The following is a 22,571-nucleotide window of genomic DNA, read 5'->3' as shown; positions in this document are numbered from 1 at the left end:
TACAATGACAAAAAAGCATCTCATATCTGCTAAAGAATTCTGTACAAATCATAAGATAGAATTTTCATTCATAAATTCTTTATATGAATTTGGTTTGATAAAAGTTATTACCGTTCGACAACAAGTATTTTTAAGTGTGGATGAGTTACCAAAACTAGAGCAAATTTTACTTTTTAATAAAGAATTAGAAATTAACCTCGAAGGAATAGAGGTAATCATTAATCTATTAGAACGAGTACAAAAAATTCAGGAAGAAATGAATATACTTAAGAATCGGTTACAATTATATGAAAAGCCTTAATCTATTTTATCATTCAAGCTGATTTTTATCATATTTTAAAAAACCTAAAGTATCTAATTTTACTTAGAATTTAAAACGTAACAATTATGACACTTTATGCAAAAATAAATGCTGATTTTTCTGAAAACTTTATAGGATATTCTGCTCTGGCTATCATAGCATCAACTTGTGTGGGTTCTATTGCTATTATGGCAACATTGCTTAATGGAAATGCGCCTATACAAATGTTCCTTGTTTTTCTAAGCGTAGTTGTATGTAGTGCTCATAATGCCGCAATATTAACCGTTCAGAAACCAAAATTAGTTCTAGATCTTTTAATCACTAGTTTGATTATTAATTCTGCAATAATTATTGGAAACGGGCTTTCTTAATTAACACTTAATTAGTTTGATAAAAAGGTGATTTTCAATTGAAAATCACCTTTTTTATTGTACTCCATATCCTGATCAATATCATATTTTTTAACCATACGCTATCCTATTTTTATACCACTCAAAAAATCAACATATGAAAACCTTAATCGCTTGCCTTGTCCTGCTAAGTTTAATCTCTTGTAAAAATGAAGTTTCTCCTCAACATCAAACAGAGCAAAAAGAAACAGAATCTCATATCGAACAAAAAGCCAAAGACACTATATCAATATTTTCTGAAGATAACTTAGAATTAAATCAAGAAAAAACAAAGGCTATAAAAAGAGAACGATTAATAACCGCAGAAGACGATAAACCACAATTACAAGAGCTTGTAATCTCTAAACGTTTTTTCAAAGAAGAAGATCACTATATCCTAGATTATCAATATCCGTATCTTAATGAAAAAATCAATCCTAAACACTCCATATTTAATGATTATATCACAGAAAATTATTTAAATATTGAAAAAACAGAAAACCAGATTCTTGAAGATAAAGAGCTTCTTTGTGATACTCTAAAAATTAATAGATTTAGAGATAAAAGAAGTATCGATTACAAAATTTACAATGCAAAAAATAATTTCATAAGTGTAGTACTTTATAAAGAAAATTATTATTCAGGAATGTTATACTCTACATACCTTTTTGATTGTGTCAACTTTGATCTCAAAACGTATAATTTTATATATTTTGATGATTTTTTTGAAATAGGTTCAGAAGAAGAAGTTTTTAATACTATAAACACTATCATAAAAGAAGGTATAGGCTCTGGAGATTTATATTATGATTGTTGGGAGTTATCCAAAGGTGATTTTAAGGCGTATAAAAACAACTTTGTGGTTAATGATGACACTGTAGAATTCTACTTTGACGATTGTGTTATTTGTCCATCTTACACAGGAACATACTCTATTGAGGTTCCTATTAAAAAAATTATGCATCTTATCAAAAAGTATAATAATACTCCCAAAATTGGTTAGTTTTTCGAATTCATTATTATAAATTAGTATTCAAAATAAATATATTCTTCTACATCTAATCTTTGAACGTAATATAAAAATTAATGAAAAGTAGTTTTAATACTATAATAGATTCTAAAACACCTGTATTGGTAGATTTTTTTGCCGATTGGTGTGGACCATGTAAAGTACTTGCTCCCATCCTTAAGGAGGTAAAAGATGATCTCGGTGAAAATATCAAAATTGTAAAGATCGATGTGGATAAAAACCAACCTTTGGCATCAAAATACCAGGTTCGTGGCGTTCCAACTATGATTTTATTTAAAGACGGAAAGCAATTATGGAGGCAATCAGGAGTACTACAAAAAAATGACCTTTTAAATATAATAAGTTCACATCGTTAACAATGGTACTTAATACATTCATAGACCATACTCTTCTAAAGGCTAATGCCACAGTTGATCATATTAAACAACTTTGCGCAGAAGCAAAAGAGCATCATTTCTATGCAGTTTGTGTAAATAGTTACTATGTTGCTTTGGCAGAAAGTGAGCTCATGAAAACCGATATCAAAATAGCTGCTGTAGTAGGCTTTCCTCTTGGAGCGACAATCACAAAGGCCAAAGTTTATGAAGCAAAACAATGTATCAAAGATGGAGCACATGAGATTGATCTGGTACTTAATATAGGGTTACTAAAATCTGGATATCATAAGATTGTTGAGGAAGAAATCAAGGCAGTTAAAAAAGAAATTGGAGAACATATCTTAAAAGTCATTTTTGAAAACTGTTACCTTACTGATGAAGAAAAGAGAATTGCTTGCCAATTATCCTTGAATGCTGGTGCAGATTTTATAAAAACTTCTACTGGTTTTGGCACCGGAGGAGCTACTCCCGAAGATATAGTACTTATGAAAAATGAAGTACACGGGAGTACCATAAAAATAAAAGCATCTGGTGGGATTCGAGATCTTAAAACAGCAACTCAATATATCGAATTGGGGGTTGATAGAATAGGCACATCTGCTGGAGTCACCATCGTAACTTCAAAATAAATCAGATGAGTATACACATTTCAGCACAGCCAGGAGAAATAGCAGAAACAGTTTTACTTCCCGGGGATCCTCTTCGTGCTAAATGGATTGCAAACACTTTTCTAAATGATCCCGTCTGTTATAATGAAGTTAGAGGAATGTTAGGGTATACAGGAACTTATAATGGAAATCCAGTTTCGGTTCAGGGAACGGGAATGGGAATTCCTTCTGCTTTAATATATTATCACGAACTCATTAATCACTATGGAGTTAAAAATCTAATTCGAGTAGGCTCTGCCGGTTCATACCAAAAAAATGTTCAACTTAGAGATATTGTTATCGCTATGTCTGCTTCTTCTACATCGGGAATTAATACTACAAGATTTGTTAACTCAGATTATGCTCCGACTGCCAATTTTGAATTACTGATGAAAGCTGTACACTATGCAAAAGATAATCATATTGCTATAAAAGCAGGGAACATATTATCTTCAGATGAATTTTATGAGGATGACCCTGATGCTTATAAGCATTGGGCAAAATACGGAGTGCTCTGTGTTGAGATGGAAACAGCAGGTTTATATACTATTGCTGCAAAATTTAATGTAAGAGCCCTTTCGATTCTTACAATTTCTGATTCTTTGGTTACTGGGGAGAGAACTTCGATTGAAGAACGAGAAACCACTTTTAGCAATATGATAGAAATCGCTTTGGGTATTTTATAAAGAAGCCTCATAAGCATATCGTAGCATCCGTCTTTTAGATACACGCCTATGAGGCCACAACAACATATGAATGGGATTACATTTTAAATGTTATCACTGGTTTATTTGCGTGATTTGCGATATCCTCTCCTATACTTCCGTTAAAGAAATGTGCCAGACCACGACGACCATGAGTAGGGATTGCAATAATGTCTGCTTCTATTTTATTACTATAATTAAATACTCCGCTTTCTACACTATAATCATTATAGTAAACCACATTATTATACATATCCATATTACCAGAATCTGCTTTGAATAAAAATTCTCTTACCCTTTCTTCAATCTGTCCAGAGCTTCTAAATCGTTCTCCCGGTAGGTTTATATATAACAAATGTACATTAGCTCCAAATGAGTTAAACAGTTTTATCGCATTATGATAAGGTCTAATATTCTCTATCTTAAAATCACATGCAAATACTACTTCTTTCATAGTAAAATCTTCTACTGGATTCTTAATCACTAATACAGGCACATCTGCAGTTCTAACTACTTTCTCCGTATTTGAACCTATAAAAACTTCTTCAGATAAACCACTAACACCATGAGAACCCATAACAATTAAATCTGCATCATTTTCATGTGCTACCTCATTAATCTCACTAAAAATCTTATAATTCTGTACAGTTTCTGTTACTTTAATTCCTTCCAGATAATCTTTATCCAAAAAAGCACTAAATCTATTTTCTGCAAGTTTCATATAATACATTGCTTCATTAATCTCCTGACCTTCATTTTTGGTCAATACGGCTTCAGATAATCCTAACATGTGTAATACTACAATTTCTGCATTTTGTTGTTTAGCTAGTATTGCTGCAACCTTTAATGCATATTCAGAATATTCAGAAAAATCTACGGGGACAAGAATTTTTTTCATAATGTAAGTATTAAGTGTTTTTACAATGTCAAAATTATAAGATGTAATCCCCAATTAATATGATAATTATCATACAAATCCTCTTTAGAAGATGATAACTTTATATTTTATGTTCGAATAATCGAAAACCAAAACCTCTTTATAATGGCACTTAATTTTAATCGATATGCAACAGAAGCAAACACTTTTTTAAAAGAATATGCTGAAGAAATGAACTTAAGCGAGACTCCAGATAAAGCAGGTAGAATTCTATCTGCAATTTTACATGGATTACGAGAAATTATATCTATAGAAGAGTCCTTGCAATTTATTGCTCAACTCCCCATGTTTCTAAAAGCTGTATATGTCAATGGGTGGTCTATTAAAGGTAAAAAACATAGGATAAAACATATGAAGGAATTTATTGATTTAGTAAGGTCCTTTGACGGAGTGACTTCTACTTATGATTTTGAATCTAATGAAATAGCAGAACATTATATTAATACTACATTTTTCATACTTCGTAAATATGTATCAACAGGAGAGATGAAGCATATAAGAGACGAGCTCCCCAAAAATCTTAAAAATATGATTTTTGATAAGTTATTTTTATAAGAATTTATATCACTTTTTATATTATTTGGGTACCTTTCAAAACTATCATATATGTCCAAAAAGCATCATAAATGTTAAAACATTATAACATTACAGTAACAGGAAAAGTTCAGGGAGTTTGGTATCGAAAAAATACACTTGAAAAAGCCAAAGAACTCCATATCACGGGCCATGTAAAAAATCTAAGCAACGGAAATGTATATATAGAAGCCGAAGGAAATCACGATCAACTTACCTCCTTTATAGCATGGTGTACTCTTGGACCAGAATTTGCAAAAGTGGACGATGTTTCATTTGAAGAAGGGGATATAAGGCCTTTTAAATGTTTTGAAATTATATACTAACTTGCTTTTCCAGTATTCTTTTATATCAATTCATAAGATTTAATCAAGATTTTGATAGTATGATATTTCTCATTTTATGATTGGTATCCATATGTTATTTTTAGAAGTATAATTTAAAAGATACATACTGATGAAAAGAATACTCATTTTAAGCATAGGCCTGATATTATTTTCGTTTTATGGAACCGCGCAGATTATAAAAGATATTGATGAAATTACACCATTTCATGAAGAGCTCGCTGCAATACGAAAAGGAAATAAATGGGCTTTCATAAATACAAAAGGAGAAACAATAATACCGTATAGAGAAGATATTGTAGCTTCTAAGGGAAGTGAAAGTTATCCTTACTTTAGCAACGAAAGATGTCTGATTAAACAAATAAAAAATGATATTTATTATTATGGATATATTGATAAATCTGGAAAGACGGTAATTGAACCAGAATACCTAAATGCTATTCCATTTAATGACGGATATGCTATTGTTCTAAAAATTGCAAAAGAGGAGTTGGGGAAAAATGATCTACTTGATAAAAAAGTGATTTCATATAGCTACGATGAAGTGGTGATAAACCCAAATGGAACTATTATAACTCATTTGTCTGGTCCAGAACATCTAATTTTTTCTAAAGATAAATTAAAGAAGCGACCTGGAATTCAATCCTATCTTATATCATCAAACTTAGTAGCTTTAAATAATAATAGTCGATGGGAAATCCATGTAATAAATACTACGAAAGAATAAAAACCGTTCAGGTTTCTTGAGGTGTAATATCTGACAATATCAAAAAAGTAGTTGTATCTCCATATTGCATTAACTTATCTATTAAATCTTGTAAATGCAATTGATCCTTAAGTACAACTTTGAGGTGGACATTTTGGTTTCCTGTAATACGATGGGCTTCTTTGATTTCTGGCAACTTATTTATAAGCATAAAAAGAGCTTTTAAGTTTCCATGAAATACTTTTACTAATACAAAAGCTTCAATTGTATATCCAAGTAATTTATAATCTAAAGATAGATTATAATGTTTAATTATCCCTGTATCTTCCATTTTCTGAATTCGCTCACGAACAGCAGATGGAGAAAGGTTAATTATACGCCCCAGATCTGCAAAAGAAATCCTGGAATTCTTTTTTAAACTAGAAAGTATTCTGTGATCAATATTATCTACAACCGATTCGTTCTTCATTTCTTCATAATTAACTTTATTCAATTTCAAATATAGCCATTAACCAAAGAATCAACTTCGAATTGAATATTTCTATCTTTAATTTTGATAAAAAAATAAAACTATGAGTATTGTGATCGTTTTTAATAACAAAGATCCTAAACCTTGGGCAGAAAAATTAAAATCTAAATTATCTGATATCCCTATCCAGATTTATCCAGAAATACATGATCCCCTGATAGTTAAATTTGCATTATGCTGGAAACCACACCAAAACATTCTTTTGCAATTTCCTAATCTTAAAGTAGTTCAGTCTGTAGGTGCTTCGGTAGAGCACATCATTAAAACACAAGAACTACGTAAAACAATTACATTAAGCAGAATAGTAGACAATAATCTTTCTCATGATATGTGGGAATACTTGTTGACTGCTATATTATCTATCTCAAAAAACAACTTTATATATGCTCACCAACAATCTATAAAATTATGGAAACAACATCCCTATACCAATATTCAAAACACTAACATATCTATCCTTGGATTAGGAAAAATAGGCTCTTTTGTTGCAGAAAAGCTTGGTCTACTTGGATATAAGGTTAAAGGATGGTCCTCTTCTGTCAAAAACATAAACAATGTAATCAGTTACTCAGGAATACAGGAACTGGATAGGTGCCTGCACAACACCGACATACTTATTAATATATTACCACTTACCGATACTACTCAAAATATTCTTAATATCACAAACCTTAAAAAGATAAATGCTGGAGGGTATCTAATTAATGTAGGAAGAGGTGAACATCTTGTAGAAAATGATCTATTAGATCTGTTAGAGGAGAAATATCTTTCAGGGGCTATACTTGATGTCTTTAGATCAGAACCTTTACCAGATAATCATCCTTTCTGGAACCATCCAAAAATTCAAATAACTCCACATGTAGCAAGTCTTACCAATATCGAATCTGCATCATTACAAATTGTAGAAAACTATAACAGGTTTACATCTGGTAAGGAATTAATGCACCAAGTTTCATTAAAAAAAGGATATTAAACCATGAACACCATATTTCATCTTGCATTTAAAGTAAAAAACATCAGTAGTACCAAACAATTTTATAATAAAATATTAGGTTGCCCTCTGGGGCGAGAAACCACAGACTGGGTTGATTTTGATTTCTTTGGACATCAAATTTCTGCTCATGTCTCTGATACTATCCCTCCTCTTGACTATTGCGGAGTCGTAGATAAAATTAAAGTCCCCATTCCTCATTTTGGATGCATCCTACAAGAAGACCAATTTGATATTTTAAAACAAAAATTAAAAGCTAATAATGTTGATTTTATGATTCCTCCACAAACACGATATGCAGACCAAACAGGAGAACAAAAAACAATGTTTGTACTAGATTTTAGTAATAATCCTATAGAATTTAAATGCTTCATTAAGAAAGCAGAAGTATTTAAATAAGTGTTTATAAACGGAAACAGGTAGACCTTCACCTACCTGCTTCTTTATAGGAAATTAATCTTGTAAATTACTTATAATTATAATTCTTAAACTTATTATTAAGCCAGGGAAACCTAATTATGTTCCTTTAAGCATGATTAACTTCTCTATTTGGTTTCTACTATACCATACTAAAAACCTTTCTTTAACTATAAATCACTTCTTTATCATCAAGGCTAAAGTACTCCTATTTTTACTCAAAAAATATGATATATATCAGTTTATACATCTTGAATAATTAATGATAAGGTTTAAACTCTTGCTTTCTTTTTTTTAATTGTTTTTCTATATCACTTAATGTTTCTTTAAAAGCTAATTCAAAATTCTGTTCATTTGATGTTGCATATATTTTAGGTCCTGGCAAACTCAATTCCATAGTACAGATTTTCCCTTTTCCTTTTGGATCATTTTCTTTTTTAAAAAACACATCAGATTTGATTACCCAATCGTATTTCTTGAATAGTTTATCTAGTTTTTCATGTACATAATCTTCCATGGTTTCACTTGTCGGCATTTGTACAAATTGAATATTGGTTTTCATAAATATCTCTGTTTAATTTTTATTCAAAAATAATAGGTATACCCTGTTTTAAATATGATAAATATCATTTCGAAAGCCGCTCTTTTAGTAGAAATTTGATAAAAAACAAATACGTATGCATACCCTCGTATTAAGGATACTTTTTGTTACCATTTTTATCTCTTGCTCTACTAAAGAAGATAAAATACTTCCCACGGTTAGTAATGTTACAGAATCAGTATATTCATCGGTAACGATTCAACCAGATAGTTTATATCAAGCCTATGCTTCGGTAAATGGCATCCTGGATAAAAATCTCGTAGAAGAAGGACAAATCATAAAAAAAGGGGTTCCTATACTTCAGGTTATAAATAGCAATCCGAAATTAAATGCAGAAAATGCCAGATTATCTTTAGAGCTGGCAAAAAATAATTATGACGGAAACGCAGCTATTCTTAGTAGCATAGAAGAAGAAATAAAAGCAGCAATATTAAAAATGACAAATGATTCTATTAACTATTGCCGTCAAAAAAATCTTTGGAGTCAACACATTGGTTCAAAAGTAGAATATGATACTAAAAAATTAACCTATGAACTTTCTACCAATAATTTAAGCCTGTTAAAAAACAAATATTACAGGACTAGGGAAGAACTTCAAACTCAATTAAAACAAGCTAAAAACACTTACAAAACATCGGTTATTACCACAAAAGACTTCACTATTAATAGTAAAATTAATGGAAAGATTTATGCATTGTATAAAAACCCAGGAGAAGTTGTTAATACTTTGGAGCCCTTGGCTTCTTTAGGGAGTGATAGCGTTTTTGTTATAGAAATGTTGGTTGACGAAGTAGACATAGTAAAGATAAAAAAGAACCAAAAGACGCTCATAACCTTAGATGCATACGATGAAGAAGTCTTTGTAGCAAAAGTGAGTAAAATTTATCCGAAAAAAGATGAGCGTAACCAGACTTTTATGGTCGAAGCACTGTTTGAAAAAAGTCCTGGGGTATTATATCCTGGTTTATCCGGAGAAGCAAATATTATAATTGCTCATATCTCAAAAACCTTGACTATCCCAAAAGAATATTTGGTTGATGGCAATAAAGTAAAAACTGAAAAAGGGTTAACTGAAATCAAGATCGGATTACAAAGTATGGATACTGTAGAAGTATTATCCGGAATTACTTCGAAAACTTGGATTTACAAACCTCAATGATGGTTAACACAAAAGTTATATTAAACATCGCCAAAACACATTTGGTTACCAAAATTAAACAAACCGCAACAGCAGCTCTTGGAGTGACATTTGGTATTGGCTCATACATCACTTTGGTTTGTTTTATGACTGGACTTAATGGAATGCTAGATGATTTAATACTCAATCAGACACCACATATTCATATTTTTAATGAGATTGAGCCTTCAAAAAAACAACCTACCGATCTATATTTTGAATTTCAAAACACACTTAACATTGTACACTCAATTAAACCAAAACAAAGCCAAAAAAGGATTCATAATGCATTACCAATAATCAATTATCTAAACAAAGATCCCAAAGTAAAAGGTGCTATTCCTCAAATAAAAGAGCAAATATTTTATATCGCTGGTTCTATCGAATTAGGAGGAAACTTAACCGGTATAGATATTTTACAAGAAGTTGAACTCTTCAATTTTAAAGATTATGTAGTTAAAGGTAGTCCGCAAGCATTAAAAAATAATGATAATGGTATTTTATTGGGTGCTGGAGTGGCAGAGAAAATGTCATTAGATATAGGAGATCGAGTTCAGGTTAGTACGATAAAAGGAGATGTCTTTCCGTTAAAAATTGTAGGGTTATATCAAAGCGGTATTGCGGATATTGATAATATTCAAAGTTTTGCAAATGTAAAGACAGTACAACGAATATTAGGTCAAGCCGAAAATTATATTACTGATATCAATGTAAAGCTATTTAATATCGAAGATGCAATTCCATTAGCACAAAAAATTGAACAACAATTTCAATTAAAAGCTATTGATATCAAAACCGCAAATGCCCAGTTTGAAACAGGAACAACAATCAGAAATCTAATTACATATGCTGTTTCTATTACCTTATTAATTGTAGCTGGTTTTGGCATTTATAATATTCTAAACATGATGATTTATGAAAAAATGAATGATATTGCTATTCTAAAAGCAATCGGATTTTCGGGTAAAGATGTGCAATTCATCTTTATGAGTCAAGCGATGATCATAGGAGCTGTTGGTGGAAGTTTAGGGTTACTAATAGGTTTTGGATTATCTCATTTGATTGGTAGTTTACCTTTTGAAACTGAAGCTTTACCAACAATTTCTACATATCCAATTAATCATAATCCCTGGTTTTATATTATCGGTTTCTCTTTTGCTATGATTTCAACTTTTTTGGCTGGCTATCTACCATCTAAAAAGGCTAAAAAAATAGATCCTGTTCGTATTATCAGAGGACAATAATTTAAGTTATGAAAACAATTCTTGAAGCAAGAAACATCAATAAATATTTCAGGAAACCAGTACTTTTTCACGTACTAAAAGATATTAATTTTAAGGTAAATCAAGGAGAGTTTGCTTCTATTATGGGAAAGTCTGGATGTGGAAAATCCACTTTATTATATATATTGTCTACCATGGACACAGGTTATGAAGGTGACTTGTATTTAAATACAGAATTGATTACAGGTCAAGAAAACGAAAAGCTCTCTTATATCAGAAATAAGCACATTGGTTTTGTGTTCCAGTTTCATTATTTATTATCCGAATTTTCGGTTTTGGAAAACGTTATGCTACCAGCTAAAAAGTTAGCTGAAAAATCAATCGAAGAAATAGAATATAATGCCATAGAAAAGCTCCGCATCCTTAACATCGAGCATATTGCAAAAAAAAGAGCATCACAAATATCGGGTGGAGAAAAACAGAGAGTAGCCATCGCCAGAGCTTTGATTAATAATCCAACTATCATAATGGGAGATGAACCTACAGGTAATTTAGATAGTCAAAATTCTGATAATGTTTTTAATATTTTCAAACAACTAAGTGAAGAACAAGGGCTTTCATTACTTGTTGTGACCCATGATCAAGATTTTGCAGATAAAACAGACCGAATTATACAAATGGGTGATGGGAGGATTATTAATTGATATTGAAACTTAATAACGGAATAGTTGTATGAGATTCTATTTGTTTTACAACATCCTTATGAAATAATTTTTTAATGAAACCTCGTCTACCTCTTTCTAGCATTGCAATTATATCTGCATCAAGGCTTTTCAAATACTCATTTAATTTGTCATGGATATTATCAGAAACAAGGACATCAAATTCAAGATTAGGATAGCTCACCTTTTGAAATAACATTTCTTTAAACCATGCCATTTGATTTTCGTCCTCATCCTTTTCTTTGGACGAGATATGAACAACATGTATTGTGGCCTCAAAAAATGCTGCGATTTCTAGTAGTCTTTTAATAGCAAAAATATCTTCTTCTTCAAAATCTGTTGCATATACAATATTCTTTATCTCGGTAGCTATACTATTATTTGGGATAACCATAAGAGGGCAAGAAATCTTAGTTATTAGTTTTTTAGCAATATCTCCTTCTAGAAATCCTCGCTTACTATATTTATCTTTTATTCCTATAACAACCATGTCAACAGATAATTCTTTTACTTTTAGTAGGATTTCTTCTGTAATTGATATATTCCTAGCTACTTCAATTTGTATATTCATATCAGACAAATTATTTCCTAAATGTCTAATACAATACTCTTTCAGAATAGAATACTGTTCCTCATATAATCTTTTTGAAGTCTGCCTTAAGGAACTTATTACTGTAGTTCCTGTAAAAGTCATAACATCAAAAACATGTAATACTATCAACCTTGCTTTTATTCTACTACTTAAATCGTATGCATAACGCAAAGCAGATACTGAATGTTCTGTATAATCAGTAGCATAAAGAATATTTTTCATGATTTCTGTCTGTTTAAAAAAAGGTATGATTTTATCGGCTCAAAAAGAATGACATAAATCATTTATAATCAACCAGTCATACTATAATTTAGAAGACTTCAGATTATTAGTATTCTAAAGAATTATTAAAATAATATTTATGATAATTGGGAGTATCGTATTATTACTATTCTTAATAGGTGTTGCCGGAATATCCTCTTTTAATAGTAGGGTTGAAAAAGAAAAAACAGCACTATTCAATTCAAAAAGAGGTGATCAAAAAATCACCAAAAATGACCTGAAAAATCTACCAAATCTTATAAAAAATCATCTCATCAAAACGGGTGTTCTGGGAAAACCAAAATATTGCAATGCTACTTTTAAACAAACGGGAATGATAAAAACAAATCCCGAAAAAAATTGGTTATCGTTTACTGCTATACAATATATGTCATCCAACAACCCTGGTTTTATCTGGACAGCTAAAGCTTTACCAATGCTTATTCGAGATAAATATGTTAATCATAGGGGAGAAGTAAAAGTGAGTCTATTAGGCCTGAAAAACTTAATACTATTTACTGGTCAAAAAGTAGATCAAAGTTCACTAGGACGATATTTAGGGGAACTAATATGGTTCCCTATGGGTTTTCTGGATCCTGATATTTCGTGGCAAACTATTGACTCAAAAATAATCAAAGCAACTATTACAAAGAATAACCAAGTCCTTGATGGTCTTTTTATATTTAATCAAAATGGAATGATAGACCTCTTTAAAACCAAAAGATATAGAGATATCGAATTAGAAAATTTTATAGGCGAAGTTGGAGAATATCAAGATTATGATGGACTAATAATTCCAAATAAGATGACTGCAATCTGGGATAGTAAGGAAGGAAAACAAGAATACTTTAAAGCGGATATTAAAGGCTATACACTACTGTAATAATAGCATTGAATACCTAAAATGTTATGATCATTAACTATAACAAAACTTGCTTTATTTTAATATCCCACTTTCTTCTTTAATGAAGGGACTTCCCATTTAATCATTTCTTTCAAAAATTCATCAACTTTCTCTACTATAAATTTTTCGGTTATAGATTCTGGGGTATATACGCCTAATTCTACCATATTATTTTCATGAGATGCGTTTTCGATCTGTGGAAATATCATAAAAACATAAATATCCCCATTGTAGGATTGAGAAAAAATCAGTGCTCCTCCCGGTAAAAATTGATACGCTGGGATTAAGTTGGTACAATCTATTAATTCTGGAGGAAAAGAATCAAAAGTGATATTAACTGCTTCATTGTTCTGTATCCAGCTTAATTCTTGAACTTTCCATCCAATATCATATTGTTTTACAATTCTGTTCAGTGTTCTAACAAGAATATTTTTTGTTGTGTTTTTCCATAATACTCTTTTATCCACAACAGTTTTTATAGAATTTCTATAATCACTTATTCGTTCTTCGAGATGTTCTATTTTCATAACTCATGATGATATTAGTTTTTTTCTTTTTCCATCTTTTTAAAGTAATTTTTAAAAAAGAAATTATGCTTTAAAGCTTCCATATTTTCATTAAATCGATTGGTTCCTTCTTTAATATTATTCATGGTAGAATCTATATTTTTTACTAACATAGAGTCATTTGCCAAATAATGTAATACTCCTTCTCCATCATTAATCTTTCTAACCACATTGTTTAGGTTTCCTGTAACTTCGACAATCTCAGTACTCGATTTCTCTAGGTTACTAACTATAGTTTTCATTTTTTGCCCGGACAAACTATCATTTAATAAAACCCCAGCAATACTTTCGTTTTCCTTAATAGAAGAAATAACATCTTTGAGCTCCTCAATTGCATATGATGCTCCAGTACTAGCTTTTCTTAATTCATACATTGTCTTTTTAAGGTCTTTAGCCATAATAGAATCATTGATTAACAATCCTAGTGTTCCTTTACCATTAACAATTTCTGTTGTTATTTTTAATAAATCAGCTGTAAGTAATGCTGCATTTTCATTGGTAACGTTTAAGGTCGTAAGCATATCATCGGTTCCAATTTTACTATAGGATTGAATTGTATCTCCTGAAATCACAGATGGTTTTTTACTTTCCCTAGGAATTATATTAACAATCATATTACCTACTAAACCGTCTGATCCAATTGTAGCAACAGCGTCTTTTTTTATATGCTTCCCAATCTTTTCTTCAATGACCATTTCTACTATAATTTGAGCATCATTTATCATACGAATTCTACTCACGGTTCCCACATTGATTCCAGAATAACGAACATTATTACCTAATTCGAGACCATTTACATTTGTGAATTGCGTCATGATTTTAATGGTATTACCAAATAGATTTTGTCGATTTCCTATCGAATATAATGCTGCAATAAGTAGTACTGTCCCGATGACTACAAAAACGCCAAGTTTAAATTTTTGAGATGTTGTTTTTTTCATAACATTTTACTTTTGGTTAGTGTCATTTCTAATGTTTAAAAAATGCCATTGTCTCAGGATCATCAGAATGTGATAATTCTTGATAAGTCCCCTCTGCATAATTAATCCCATCGACCAATAAAATAATTCGATTAGAAATGACACGAGCACAATCCACATCATGCGTTATAATTAGTGAAGAGGTTCCATATTTTTCTTGTATACTACGCATCAACTCAATAATCTCTTTTGCTGTTATAGGATCTAGCCCTGTAGTAGGTTCGTCATAAAGAATAATTTTAGGTTTCAATATTAATGCTCTCGCTAACGCGATACGTCGCTGCATTCCCCCAGAAAGTTCTGCAGGCATTAGATCAATAGCATCTACTAGGCCTACATTTTCAAGTGCTTCAATGACTAATGCCTCAGTATCTGCTGTCATCCTTAGTTTTTTTTTATGCCGTCTAAGCGGAAATTCGAGATTTTCTCGCACGGTCATCGAATCATATAATGCACTTCCTTGAAATAGAAATCCAATTTCGGTTCGTAATAGATCTAATTCGATTTGTCCCAGAACTGTAATATCCTGATTCCTTATCCTTATGCTACCACTATCAGCCTGCATCAATCCAACAAGGCATTTAATCATTACTGATTTACCAGAGCCCGACTTTCCCATTACTACAAGATTTTCTCCTTCAAATAATCGCAGATTAAACCCATTAAGTACATGATTCTCTCCAAAACTTTTTTTAAGATTCTGGATTTCTAAAACGGTTACTATACTCTCTTTTAATTTCATCAGATTTCAAAAAATATATCTGCCAAAAAAACAGCGACAAAGTCAATTATAAATAATAGCATCGAAGTATATACTACTGCAGAATTCGATGCTTCACCCACTCCAGCTGTTCCCTTTTTACAATAATACCCTTTATAACATCCTACTAATCCAATCGCATACCCAAAAAAGAATGATTTTATAGTTGCAGGAACTATATCGCTATACTCAATAGCATCAAAAACCTGATTAAAATACAGTCGGTAGGATACAGCTCCTTTTAGGTTTTCTACGATTGCAGAACCAAATAAAGCAATCGCATCTCCAAATACAATAAGAATAGGTAACATTAATGTAGTTGCTACAATGCGAGTAACTACTAAATATTTAAAAGGATTTGTTCCTGATACTTCCATCGCATCGATTTGTTCTGTAACTCTCATCGAACCCAACTCTGCTCCAATTCCTGAGCCAATTCGACCTGCGCAAATCAAAGCGGTAATTACTGGCCCTATTTCTCTAACTATAGAAATCCCTACCATAGAAGGCATCCACGATTCTGCTCCAAATTCCATTAACGTAGGTCTTGACTGAAGCGTAAAAACCAACCCTAAAATAAACCCTGTTACTCCTACTAAAAGCAAAGAACGATTGCCCATATGATAGCACTGTCGTAATAACTCTTGGAATTCAAATGGTTTGGTAAAGACTTCTCTGAAAAAACGTCTAGAGAAATATGATAAATCTCCAATCTCTATAAAAAAAGCTTTGGTTCTTGCTATTATATGAAGGGATTGCATCATAACATAATCTACTTCAGGTTTATTATCAAAGATAGAAGTAGTGTTTTCTAATAAAAATGACATAAATCATCATAAGAAACAGATATTCTCTGATATATATCATAGTTTACCATAATATAAACTCATAGTTTCGATCGCTAAAATTGATATTATGAGAACAACTATTGAAATACAAAATTTAAAATGCAGTGGTTGCGAAAATACAATTGCAAAAAAACTTCATGCGCTAGAGGGCATCAAAGATATATGTATAAACGTCAATGATTGTTCTGTATCTTTTAGTTATAAAACCCATCAAGGTTTGGAAACAGTACGACAGGAGCTTTTAAAACTTGGATATCCAATTAAGGGAGATAAAAACAACTTTAATATAAAAGCAAAATCGTATGTGAGTTGCGCTATAGGAAGAGTAAGTAAATAATGTATGTTATATAGATAAAAAGTTCTACAATGAAAGAAAAAGTAAAAACAAATGCTTCTTCTAATTCAATCTATGGTTTAGGTTTTATAGGAGCAGTAATCTATTATATTAGTCACGCTACAGGTTTTTGGATAGGTGTAGTTGGTGTTTTAAAAGCAATCGTTTGGCCAGCAATTCTAGTTTATGAAATTTTTAAATATGTAAAAGCATAAAAAAAGCTGTCTAATTAGTTAGACAGCTTTTTTTTATATTAGGTATATGATATATAATCTTAATACCAACCTCTTACATTATATTTTACATTTTGAGGTTGATTTTTACCATACGCTACTCCTACGTCTCTAGCAGCCTTAATATAAGTCTTTTTAAGATCTAATACTTTTAACTGATAGTTCCAGTCTCTATCACTTAGATCTTTAACTCTTGCCGCAATTTTTGCATATAAAGATTTTACTTTACCATAACAAGCTCCTTGAGGCTCTATAGTTGATAAAATAGCTCCAGCTTCATTTGCTGCATTTATATCCTGATTTGCCGCCCAGATAGCTGATGCCTCAGTAAGTTTTTGCTTACAATCTCTATCGATACTCTTTTGATAAAGAACCTTGATTTTTGACTTTACTTTATTAAAACAAGTACTTGCTTCAGGAACATTAGTTAATATAACCAAAGCTTCATCAAATTCATTCTGTGCTTCTAAAGCTGCTGCCTTTTTAAGAATGTTAGAACAGTTAGAATTATAATACTCTATAATCTTTTCTTTTCCTTTTTCAACAAACTCTAAAATTTCAGGGTTTTTTGGTGATAATCTTTTAATCGCAGAGATATATGCTTTGGTTTCATTATTACCAACTCCTTTTAACTCGATAGATTGACTAGCAAACAAGGTTCCAGATACTCCATCACCAATATATAGTGTTACATTTAAATTTAATGCAGTTTTTGGTGGAGCCGTAGCTGTTATATCTTTACTTAACACACTAACATTTGGTGCTAATATAAACCTTGAGTTATACGGATTTTCGCTAATTCCATTTTTAGTAATAATCTGTGCTAATCTATTCAATAGCATTTTTTTGGCAGAAGCAGGAATTCCCTCTACTTGCCTCGGCACATATGCTGCTAATGAAATACCATCGTTGTTACTTTTTTCTTGTGCTACCAATGAAGTCGCAACAAAAAACAACATTATATATAATACTCTTTTCATCATTTTATATTTTATTTTCCTCCTAATATGATTGTTGCTCTACCTAAGCCTTTCATAACAAGCTTGTTTGGAATTGCATATGGCTCACTTTTTAGCATTTTGCTAAGTCCTCTTACAAACCTTCTTGCATCCATAGCTCTTCCTTTATCATTAAAAAGAGGAATTCTTACTTGTTCAAATAAAGCCATATCTGCTGTCATATCTGTAGTATTAAATCTACCTTTAACTGCATTATCAGCTAACCAATCTTCGATAATAATTCCTAGTTCTTCATCATCATCACCATATTCTGATTCTAGATCACCATCCCAATCATCCCATTTCTGAACTCTTACAATAATTTCACGTCCGTTTTCAAACATATCATCAAAATGAGTTTGTAGAGAACCGGTAAAGTTATCCATGTGTGATAATACCGCTTCAGAAAGTAATACTGGTACTTCTGCAGAGAAAGAAGGAGCTCCTGTACCTGTTGCTGTTGCGATTTGTTTGTCTGTATATGCATCTAACCCTTGAAGATTAAAGTTAACTGATTTCTTAGGGCCAGTTTTATTAATAGTCCAAGTTAATTGCATAATAATATCTGCTTTGGCAACTTTCTTAAGTGCATCAATTGGACTTTCACTTACACCGCTTCCTGTGTCTTTTGAAGAACGCATATTATCTTCGGCAGCATTAGACTCTAAAGTTTTTATAGCAGATTCCATATTTTTAAGAGGAAATCCTCTTTCTGCCATCATACCATTTATTTGACTAATTACCTGTAATACTTCAGCATTTTCCTGAAATGCCCTTTTATAATCGGGAACCTTTACAATTGTCCCTTGATTGTTAAACCCTAACATATATCCATTTTGATTGCACCAAACATCACTAGGAACAACCATAATAGTAGGTTTTTTTGCTTGACCAAAACCAAAGGATATGGTAAGCATTAAAACCCCAACGAGTACGATAATATTTTTTTTCATTAATCTTTTGTTTTATGTTTAAAATCCCGAATTTAAAGCTCTAATTATTCCCTCTGCCTCTAACTTTTTTCTTAATTGGTCAGTGGTCACATTTACAACTACACCTATTTTATATTCTCTTTTACTAACTTTTAAGCGATCACCTGGTGCTATATTACCATCTGCCGCTGCTGTAACATATTTTCTAAATTCTCCACCATCGCTAAAAAAGGTTTTAAAGAATTCTGCATGATCCTTCTCAGCACTTGGATTACTTACCAAAGGTTTAAATGGTGTACAACCATTTCCTCCTCCTGCATATCCTTTAAACACCATACCATGTACGGCATTTTTCATTGCCTGAGCAACTGCAAACTTTGGGTTTTTGGAATATGACCATACTTTTACAAGTTTAGAACCTTGCTTAGCAATACCTTCACATTCTACATCATACCTCCATTCTTGGGTATCCTTATTAGCCAATTTCTTTTTTCGTTGGGCATTAGCATTAAAACTAAAACATAACAATAGTAATACTACCAAGCCAATCTTTGTGATAAACTTATTCATAATATAAAGTTTTCTTTCTTAATTAATTTGTCTGATTAACATCCCGGAGTAAAAGTTTTTACCCCCTTTAAATAGTGTATATTCTTTAATCTCTTCTGTAGATTCGTGCTCTTCTCCAGCCATAAAACGGTTATCCCATATTTGTTTTTTGTTTACTTTGATAACACCTTGTCTTTTATAAACTGTTTTCCCATTTTTATCAATGGTTTGCTCTAATACTTCATATTTATCTCCTCCTTCTAATCCTTCTTTCAATCCAATTTTTGCAGATAATGGATCTCCACTTATTAAAGGAGTTTTTGTTCTAAATACTTCGTATTTTCTTTGCAATTTTGCAATTACAGCATCAACTGCTTTTACAGTAGCAATGGATACTAGTTGTTCTTCACTTTTTCTAGTAAATGAGCTACTTTGCAGATCGGCCCATGCAACTTCTGTACCTATTAATTCTACTTTAAAAATATCAGACTCATCAAAAGCCTTCTTCTTGGCTTCATCAAGATTAGCATCATCTGTCCAATAATCATTATAGAAGATAGCAGCAGTTTCTTCATTCCATACCAATTTATAAAGGTTTGAAGTTGTTTTAATCACATATCCTTTTCCTGCAACATCAAGAGCCTTACCTGCTAACTTAGATCCAAGTCCACCACCGTTTCCTGCAAGACTTGCAGCAAACCCTAATCCTGCTTTGGCTTTTTCGGCAACTTCTTCTTTACTGATATACTTAAAATCATTAACAACAATAAATGTGTTCTTGATAAGTTCTTCTCCAGCATCTGCTAGCAAAGCAAGTCCTCTTTCGCTATTTTTAGCAATTTTCACATCTAACTCTGTAGCGTTATATGACCCTCTCTCTGAGATAAGATCCATATTAAAGCCTCCTTGTTCACTTCTATTAAACCATTTTGCAACTACTGCTTTTGCAATTTTGTTAGTAGAAAAGTATTCTTGAATAGCTACTTTCTGCGCTTCTTTTATCTCTTCTTTCGATAATGATTCATCATAAACTTTGGCTATTGTTCTTAGCTCAATGTTATGATTATTAAATTTTTCAGGAATCTCGGCTGATGTAAATGCCTCTTCAATGACATCTGCGTATTCTCTTTCTTTATCCGTTACCATAAGTGTAAATAACGAACTTCTCCTGTAAACGACGTCAGTTGGTTTTTCCTGACCATAGACCCCAAACGTACTTACAGCTACTAATAAATATAGTATTACTTTTTTCATAGGTTAAATTAGTTAAAATTGATAGTTAGATTTTAATAGCATTTATCCCTTACTAAATGCTAATATGTACCTCATTTCTAGGCGCAAAAACAGCGAAATTAAATAAAAAATGTTAATTAACTTAATTTTTGTTAACATTTATTCATCGATAAAAAACGTTTTTTAACGATAAAAAGCTATTTCACAGAAAATATTCGATGTTTTTAACAACACTCTGTTTTTTTAATCCCGCATATACAACAAAAGTAATCTGTACACTTAAACAAATTAAAACCAAATATATATACGATTTCTTTTAATTGATATTCGAGATACTTCATCTTTTATTTGTATTTAATTTTATTACTTAATTAAATACACACTTAAAAAAAGTAGCACAAGAAAACAACTATCAATTTATTCTTAAAACGAATTTTACATCGTTAAAAATAGTTAGTCAAAAATGAATATTTAACATTGTATAGAGTACCCCGTTTTCAGTGAATTTTTATATCCTCACAGAATTTCTATATTCCTTTTATTATAAAATGTTTTAAGAGCGCCTAGTTTTTTAAAGGCTTTTAGGTTTACTCCTCTTTATTGTTTCCGCATATAAGCGGGAAGAACAAGCTTTCATTATTCAGTTTTAAAAAAACACCTCTATACTACATTGTATTCACAAATACCATTACTTCAGTAATAAAAAAACATATTCTAAAAACAAAAGCATTACTTATATTTACTTATAAATTTGATTCCTATGTCATCAGAATCCCGATTAAACCGTGCATACAAAAATGCCAAAGTCATTCCTTTTGATGATACTTCTAAATTTATATTGTTTAGCGACTGCCACCGAGGAGATAATAGTTTTGCAGATGAGTTTGCTAATAATAGGAATATTTATTTTCATGCTCTTAAATATTACTACAATAAAGGGTTCACATATTGCGAATTAGGTGATGGAGATGAGTTATGGGAAAATCGAAATTTTGACATGATATTTAGAGCTCATAAAAATGTATATGAATTACTTTCTCTTCTTTATAGTGAAAATCGATTAGAAATGATTTGGGGTAACCATGATATGGTATATAGGAATCCTAAATATGTAAAAAAACATTTATCTTATTATTTTGATCGTAAAACTGATAGGGAAATTGCTCTTTTTCCCAATATAAAATATGAAGAAGCGATTGTACTCAAACATAAAAATACGAAGCAGGAAATTTTTATGCTTCATGGTCATCAAGCAGATTTTATGAATTATACAGGATGGAAAATCAATAGATTTTTGGTTCGTGTATTATGGAAACCTTTACAGGTAATAGGAATTTCTGATCCTACCAGCCCTGCTAAAAATTATAAAGAAACTATTAGAATAGAGCGTAGAATTAAAAAATGGATTGCTAACAACAAAAATTTATTTACCATTATTGGTCATACTCATCGTCCGCGATTTCCTGAAGCTGGAGAATTACCACTTTTTAATGATGGTAGTTGTGTTCATCCAAGATCAATTACTGGAATGGAAATTGAAAATGGAGCTATTACCTTAATTAAATGGCAAATTTCTACTACTGAAGATGGTATCTTGAAAATTATTAGAATCCCCTTGGAAGGCCCTCAAAAATTAACTGATTTTGTTACCGATCGTATACCCTTAGATGCAAAACACCCAATACATAATTGACAGTATCCCTATTAGACATA

The 22,571-nt window shown here is 31.2% G+C and carries 30 protein-coding genes; 18 read left to right on the top strand and 12 right to left on the bottom strand.

All coding sequences use genetic code 11. The features are described 5' to 3' along the window. Positions 1–4: 4 nt before the first annotated feature. The 6 genes from PQF96_RS08310 (at position 5) to deoD (ending at position 3,430) form a co-directional block, all read left to right on the top strand. Positions 5–301 (top strand): chaperone modulator CbpM, encoded by a 297-nt coding sequence (locus PQF96_RS08310; protein ID WP_109434321.1) that lies wholly within the window; start codon positions 5–7, stop codon positions 299–301. Between the two features lie 86 nt (positions 302–387). Next, positions 388–672: a hypothetical protein gene (locus tag PQF96_RS08305; protein ID WP_271765717.1), complete on the top strand. Its 285-nt coding sequence runs from the start codon at positions 388–390 to the stop codon at positions 670–672. 136 nt (positions 673–808) lie between these two features. Beyond that, entirely contained in the window at positions 809–1,693 is an 885-nt protein-coding gene (locus PQF96_RS08300; protein ID WP_271765716.1) for an RsiV family protein, read from the top strand. A gap of 83 nt (positions 1,694–1,776) precedes the next feature. Next, positions 1,777–2,076 (top strand): thioredoxin, encoded by a 300-nt coding sequence (gene trxA, locus PQF96_RS08295; protein WP_109434324.1) that lies wholly within the window; start codon positions 1,777–1,779, stop codon positions 2,074–2,076. Between the two features lie 2 nt (positions 2,077–2,078). Continuing rightward, positions 2,079–2,726, top strand: coding sequence for a deoxyribose-phosphate aldolase (gene deoC, locus PQF96_RS08290; RefSeq protein ID WP_271765715.1), 648 nt, complete (start codon positions 2,079–2,081; stop codon positions 2,724–2,726). Positions 2,727–2,731: 5 nt separating this feature from the next. Further along, positions 2,732–3,430, top strand: a complete 699-nt coding sequence (gene deoD / locus PQF96_RS08285) for a purine-nucleoside phosphorylase (RefSeq protein ID WP_143917548.1) — start codon at positions 2,732–2,734, stop codon at positions 3,428–3,430. A 76-nt stretch (positions 3,431–3,506) separates the two neighbouring features. Here the strand turns inward: deoD and PQF96_RS08280 are convergent, their stop codons facing one another. Then, on the bottom strand, positions 3,507–4,346 hold the full coding sequence (locus PQF96_RS08280; RefSeq protein ID WP_109434327.1) for a universal stress protein: 840 nt from the start codon (positions 4,344–4,346) through the stop codon (positions 3,507–3,509). Between the two features lie 144 nt (positions 4,347–4,490). Here PQF96_RS08280 and PQF96_RS08275 point away from each other — a divergent pair, with 144 nt between their 5' ends. From PQF96_RS08275 to PQF96_RS08265, 3 genes are all read left to right on the top strand, one after another. After that, entirely contained in the window at positions 4,491–4,940 is a 450-nt protein-coding gene (locus tag PQF96_RS08275; RefSeq protein ID WP_109434328.1) for a DUF2267 domain-containing protein, read from the top strand. A 71-nt stretch (positions 4,941–5,011) separates the two neighbouring features. After that, the gene (locus tag PQF96_RS08270) at positions 5,012–5,284 is read left to right on the top strand and encodes an acylphosphatase (RefSeq protein ID WP_109434329.1); all 273 of its coding nucleotides are present in this window, start codon (positions 5,012–5,014) and stop codon (positions 5,282–5,284) included. A 130-nt stretch (positions 5,285–5,414) separates the two neighbouring features. Continuing rightward, complete coding sequence (locus PQF96_RS08265) at positions 5,415–6,029, top strand: WG repeat-containing protein (protein WP_271765714.1); 615 nt, start codon at positions 5,415–5,417, stop codon at positions 6,027–6,029. A 7-nt stretch (positions 6,030–6,036) separates the two neighbouring features. Here PQF96_RS08265 and PQF96_RS08260 read toward each other — a convergent pair whose 3' ends face one another. Then, on the bottom strand, positions 6,037–6,477 hold the full coding sequence (locus tag PQF96_RS08260; protein WP_109434473.1) for an Lrp/AsnC family transcriptional regulator: 441 nt from the start codon (positions 6,475–6,477) through the stop codon (positions 6,037–6,039). A gap of 103 nt (positions 6,478–6,580) precedes the next feature. Between PQF96_RS08260 and PQF96_RS08255 the strand changes: the two genes are divergently transcribed. Together PQF96_RS08255 and PQF96_RS08250 are read left to right on the top strand one after the other, a co-directional pair. Next, positions 6,581–7,510, top strand: coding sequence for a 2-hydroxyacid dehydrogenase (locus PQF96_RS08255; RefSeq protein ID WP_271765713.1), 930 nt, complete (start codon positions 6,581–6,583; stop codon positions 7,508–7,510). Between the two features lie 3 nt (positions 7,511–7,513). Further along, complete coding sequence (locus PQF96_RS08250; RefSeq protein WP_271765712.1) at positions 7,514–7,927, top strand: VOC family protein; 414 nt, start codon at positions 7,514–7,516, stop codon at positions 7,925–7,927. A gap of 277 nt (positions 7,928–8,204) precedes the next feature. Here the strand turns inward: PQF96_RS08250 and hpf are convergent, their stop codons facing one another. Next, positions 8,205–8,507 (bottom strand): ribosome hibernation-promoting factor, HPF/YfiA family, encoded by a 303-nt coding sequence (gene hpf / locus PQF96_RS08245; protein WP_143917551.1) that lies wholly within the window; start codon positions 8,505–8,507, stop codon positions 8,205–8,207. Between the two features lie 115 nt (positions 8,508–8,622). Between hpf and PQF96_RS08240 the strand changes: the two genes are divergently transcribed. Genes PQF96_RS08240 through PQF96_RS08230 form a run of 3 tightly spaced genes read left to right on the top strand, consistent with a single transcriptional unit; the run spans position 8,623 to position 11,650 of the window. Next, a complete protein-coding gene (locus tag PQF96_RS08240) occupies positions 8,623–9,705 on the top strand; it encodes an efflux RND transporter periplasmic adaptor subunit (protein ID WP_143917552.1) in 1,083 nt (360 codons plus the stop codon). Next, positions 9,705–10,967 carry an ABC transporter permease gene (locus PQF96_RS08235; RefSeq protein ID WP_271765801.1) on the top strand — a complete coding sequence of 421 codons (1,263 nt, stop codon included), beginning with the start codon at positions 9,705–9,707 and terminating at the stop codon, positions 10,965–10,967. Before PQF96_RS08240 ends, PQF96_RS08235 begins: the two co-directional genes overlap by 1 nt. An 8-nt stretch (positions 10,968–10,975) precedes the next feature. Further along, positions 10,976–11,650: an ABC transporter ATP-binding protein gene (locus tag PQF96_RS08230; protein ID WP_109434335.1), complete on the top strand. Its 675-nt coding sequence runs from the start codon at positions 10,976–10,978 to the stop codon at positions 11,648–11,650. On the opposite strand, the gene PQF96_RS08225 is transcribed toward PQF96_RS08230, so the two are convergent. Beyond that, positions 11,643–12,482 carry a universal stress protein gene (locus PQF96_RS08225; protein WP_271765711.1) on the bottom strand — a complete coding sequence of 280 codons (840 nt, stop codon included), beginning with the start codon at positions 12,480–12,482 and terminating at the stop codon, positions 11,643–11,645. The genes PQF96_RS08230 and PQF96_RS08225 overlap by 8 nt on opposite strands. 139 nt (positions 12,483–12,621) lie before the next feature. On the opposite strand from PQF96_RS08225, the gene PQF96_RS08220 reads away from it, so the two are divergent. Further along, positions 12,622–13,404, top strand: coding sequence for a DUF6544 family protein (locus PQF96_RS08220; RefSeq protein ID WP_271765710.1), 783 nt, complete (start codon positions 12,622–12,624; stop codon positions 13,402–13,404). Between the two features lie 59 nt (positions 13,405–13,463). On the opposite strand, the gene PQF96_RS08215 is transcribed toward PQF96_RS08220, so the two are convergent. Genes PQF96_RS08215 through PQF96_RS08200 form a run of 4 tightly spaced genes read right to left on the bottom strand, consistent with a single transcriptional unit; the run spans position 13,464 to position 16,495 of the window. Next, positions 13,464–13,952 (bottom strand): hypothetical protein, encoded by a 489-nt coding sequence (locus tag PQF96_RS08215; RefSeq protein WP_271765709.1) that lies wholly within the window; start codon positions 13,950–13,952, stop codon positions 13,464–13,466. 14 nt (positions 13,953–13,966) lie between these two features. Next, positions 13,967–14,932 (bottom strand): MlaD family protein, encoded by a 966-nt coding sequence (locus tag PQF96_RS08210; protein WP_271765708.1) that lies wholly within the window; start codon positions 14,930–14,932, stop codon positions 13,967–13,969. Positions 14,933–14,960: 28 nt separating this feature from the next. Next, complete coding sequence (locus PQF96_RS08205; protein ID WP_271765707.1) at positions 14,961–15,713, bottom strand: ABC transporter ATP-binding protein; 753 nt, start codon at positions 15,711–15,713, stop codon at positions 14,961–14,963. Beyond that, the gene (locus PQF96_RS08200) at positions 15,713–16,495 is read right to left on the bottom strand and encodes an MlaE family ABC transporter permease (protein ID WP_271765800.1); all 783 of its coding nucleotides are present in this window, start codon (positions 16,493–16,495) and stop codon (positions 15,713–15,715) included. Before PQF96_RS08200 ends, PQF96_RS08205 begins: the two co-directional genes overlap by 1 nt. Before the next feature lie 151 nt (positions 16,496–16,646). Here PQF96_RS08200 and PQF96_RS08195 point away from each other — a divergent pair, with 151 nt between their 5' ends. Then, a complete protein-coding gene (locus PQF96_RS08195; protein ID WP_109434341.1) occupies positions 16,647–16,916 on the top strand; it encodes a heavy-metal-associated domain-containing protein in 270 nt (89 codons plus the stop codon). Between the two features lie 29 nt (positions 16,917–16,945). Continuing rightward, complete coding sequence (locus tag PQF96_RS08190; protein WP_143917556.1) at positions 16,946–17,128, top strand: hypothetical protein; 183 nt, start codon at positions 16,946–16,948, stop codon at positions 17,126–17,128. A gap of 59 nt (positions 17,129–17,187) precedes the next feature. Here the strand turns inward: PQF96_RS08190 and PQF96_RS08185 are convergent, their stop codons facing one another. Genes PQF96_RS08185 through PQF96_RS08170 form a run of 4 tightly spaced genes read right to left on the bottom strand, consistent with a single transcriptional unit; the run spans position 17,188 to position 20,879 of the window. Then, positions 17,188–18,126, bottom strand: a complete 939-nt coding sequence (locus PQF96_RS08185) for a hypothetical protein (protein ID WP_109434343.1) — start codon at positions 18,124–18,126, stop codon at positions 17,188–17,190. Positions 18,127–18,137: 11 nt separating this feature from the next. Continuing rightward, entirely contained in the window at positions 18,138–19,097 is a 960-nt protein-coding gene (locus tag PQF96_RS08180) for a DUF6175 family protein (RefSeq protein WP_109434344.1), read from the bottom strand. Positions 19,098–19,115: 18 nt separating this feature from the next. After that, positions 19,116–19,646, bottom strand: coding sequence for a hypothetical protein (locus PQF96_RS08175; protein ID WP_143917557.1), 531 nt, complete (start codon positions 19,644–19,646; stop codon positions 19,116–19,118). A gap of 18 nt (positions 19,647–19,664) precedes the next feature. Continuing rightward, entirely contained in the window at positions 19,665–20,879 is a 1,215-nt protein-coding gene (locus PQF96_RS08170) for a hypothetical protein (protein WP_109434346.1), read from the bottom strand. A 739-nt stretch (positions 20,880–21,618) separates the two neighbouring features. Here PQF96_RS08170 and PQF96_RS08165 point away from each other — a divergent pair. Continuing rightward, the gene (locus tag PQF96_RS08165; RefSeq protein WP_109434347.1) at positions 21,619–22,551 is read left to right on the top strand and encodes a metallophosphoesterase; all 933 of its coding nucleotides are present in this window, start codon (positions 21,619–21,621) and stop codon (positions 22,549–22,551) included. Positions 22,552–22,571: the final 20 nt, after the last annotated feature.

This window comes from Aquimarina algiphila (assembly GCF_947494415.1).
Classification (GTDB): domain Bacteria; phylum Bacteroidota; class Bacteroidia; order Flavobacteriales; family Flavobacteriaceae; genus Aquimarina; species Aquimarina algiphila.
The sequence above is the reverse complement of the archived record's forward strand: the minus strand, read 5'-3'. Positions and strand labels throughout refer to the sequence as shown.

Excerpts from the sequence above, each read along its gene's own strand:
- PQF96_RS08310 (WP_109434321.1), top strand. The coding sequence starts at position 5 with ATGACAAAAAAGCATCTCATATCTGCTAAAGAATTCTGTACAAATCAT.
- PQF96_RS08305 (WP_271765717.1), top strand. The coding sequence starts at position 388 with ATGACACTTTATGCAAAAATAAATGCTGATTTTTCTGAAAACTTTATA.
- PQF96_RS08300 (WP_271765716.1), top strand. The coding sequence starts at position 809 with ATGAAAACCTTAATCGCTTGCCTTGTCCTGCTAAGTTTAATCTCTTGT.
- trxA (WP_109434324.1), top strand. The coding sequence starts at position 1,777 with ATGAAAAGTAGTTTTAATACTATAATAGATTCTAAAACACCTGTATTG.
- deoC (WP_271765715.1), top strand. The coding sequence starts at position 2,079 with ATGGTACTTAATACATTCATAGACCATACTCTTCTAAAGGCTAATGCC.
- deoD (WP_143917548.1), top strand. The coding sequence starts at position 2,732 with ATGAGTATACACATTTCAGCACAGCCAGGAGAAATAGCAGAAACAGTT.
- PQF96_RS08280 (WP_109434327.1), bottom strand. The coding sequence starts at position 4,346 with ATGAAAAAAATTCTTGTCCCCGTAGATTTTTCTGAATATTCTGAATAT.
- PQF96_RS08275 (WP_109434328.1), top strand. The coding sequence starts at position 4,491 with ATGGCACTTAATTTTAATCGATATGCAACAGAAGCAAACACTTTTTTA.
- PQF96_RS08270 (WP_109434329.1), top strand. The coding sequence starts at position 5,012 with ATGTTAAAACATTATAACATTACAGTAACAGGAAAAGTTCAGGGAGTT.
- PQF96_RS08265 (WP_271765714.1), top strand. The coding sequence starts at position 5,415 with ATGAAAAGAATACTCATTTTAAGCATAGGCCTGATATTATTTTCGTTT.
- PQF96_RS08260 (WP_109434473.1), bottom strand. The coding sequence starts at position 6,477 with ATGAAGAACGAATCGGTTGTAGATAATATTGATCACAGAATACTTTCT.
- PQF96_RS08255 (WP_271765713.1), top strand. The coding sequence starts at position 6,581 with ATGAGTATTGTGATCGTTTTTAATAACAAAGATCCTAAACCTTGGGCA.
- PQF96_RS08250 (WP_271765712.1), top strand. The coding sequence starts at position 7,514 with ATGAACACCATATTTCATCTTGCATTTAAAGTAAAAAACATCAGTAGT.
- hpf (WP_143917551.1), bottom strand. The coding sequence starts at position 8,507 with ATGAAAACCAATATTCAATTTGTACAAATGCCGACAAGTGAAACCATG.
- PQF96_RS08240 (WP_143917552.1), top strand. The coding sequence starts at position 8,623 with ATGCATACCCTCGTATTAAGGATACTTTTTGTTACCATTTTTATCTCT.
- PQF96_RS08235 (WP_271765801.1), top strand. The coding sequence starts at position 9,705 with ATGGTTAACACAAAAGTTATATTAAACATCGCCAAAACACATTTGGTT.
- PQF96_RS08230 (WP_109434335.1), top strand. The coding sequence starts at position 10,976 with ATGAAAACAATTCTTGAAGCAAGAAACATCAATAAATATTTCAGGAAA.
- PQF96_RS08225 (WP_271765711.1), bottom strand. The coding sequence starts at position 12,482 with ATGAAAAATATTCTTTATGCTACTGATTATACAGAACATTCAGTATCT.
- PQF96_RS08220 (WP_271765710.1), top strand. The coding sequence starts at position 12,622 with ATGATAATTGGGAGTATCGTATTATTACTATTCTTAATAGGTGTTGCC.
- PQF96_RS08215 (WP_271765709.1), bottom strand. The coding sequence starts at position 13,952 with ATGAAAATAGAACATCTCGAAGAACGAATAAGTGATTATAGAAATTCT.
- PQF96_RS08210 (WP_271765708.1), bottom strand. The coding sequence starts at position 14,932 with ATGAAAAAAACAACATCTCAAAAATTTAAACTTGGCGTTTTTGTAGTC.
- PQF96_RS08205 (WP_271765707.1), bottom strand. The coding sequence starts at position 15,713 with ATGAAATTAAAAGAGAGTATAGTAACCGTTTTAGAAATCCAGAATCTT.
- PQF96_RS08200 (WP_271765800.1), bottom strand. The coding sequence starts at position 16,495 with ATGATGCAATCCCTTCATATAATAGCAAGAACCAAAGCTTTTTTTATA.
- PQF96_RS08195 (WP_109434341.1), top strand. The coding sequence starts at position 16,647 with ATGAGAACAACTATTGAAATACAAAATTTAAAATGCAGTGGTTGCGAA.
- PQF96_RS08190 (WP_143917556.1), top strand. The coding sequence starts at position 16,946 with ATGAAAGAAAAAGTAAAAACAAATGCTTCTTCTAATTCAATCTATGGT.
- PQF96_RS08185 (WP_109434343.1), bottom strand. The coding sequence starts at position 18,126 with ATGAAAAGAGTATTATATATAATGTTGTTTTTTGTTGCGACTTCATTG.
- PQF96_RS08180 (WP_109434344.1), bottom strand. The coding sequence starts at position 19,097 with ATGAAAAAAAATATTATCGTACTCGTTGGGGTTTTAATGCTTACCATA.
- PQF96_RS08175 (WP_143917557.1), bottom strand. The coding sequence starts at position 19,646 with ATGAATAAGTTTATCACAAAGATTGGCTTGGTAGTATTACTATTGTTA.
- PQF96_RS08170 (WP_109434346.1), bottom strand. The coding sequence starts at position 20,879 with ATGAAAAAAGTAATACTATATTTATTAGTAGCTGTAAGTACGTTTGGG.
- PQF96_RS08165 (WP_109434347.1), top strand. The coding sequence starts at position 21,619 with ATGTCATCAGAATCCCGATTAAACCGTGCATACAAAAATGCCAAAGTC.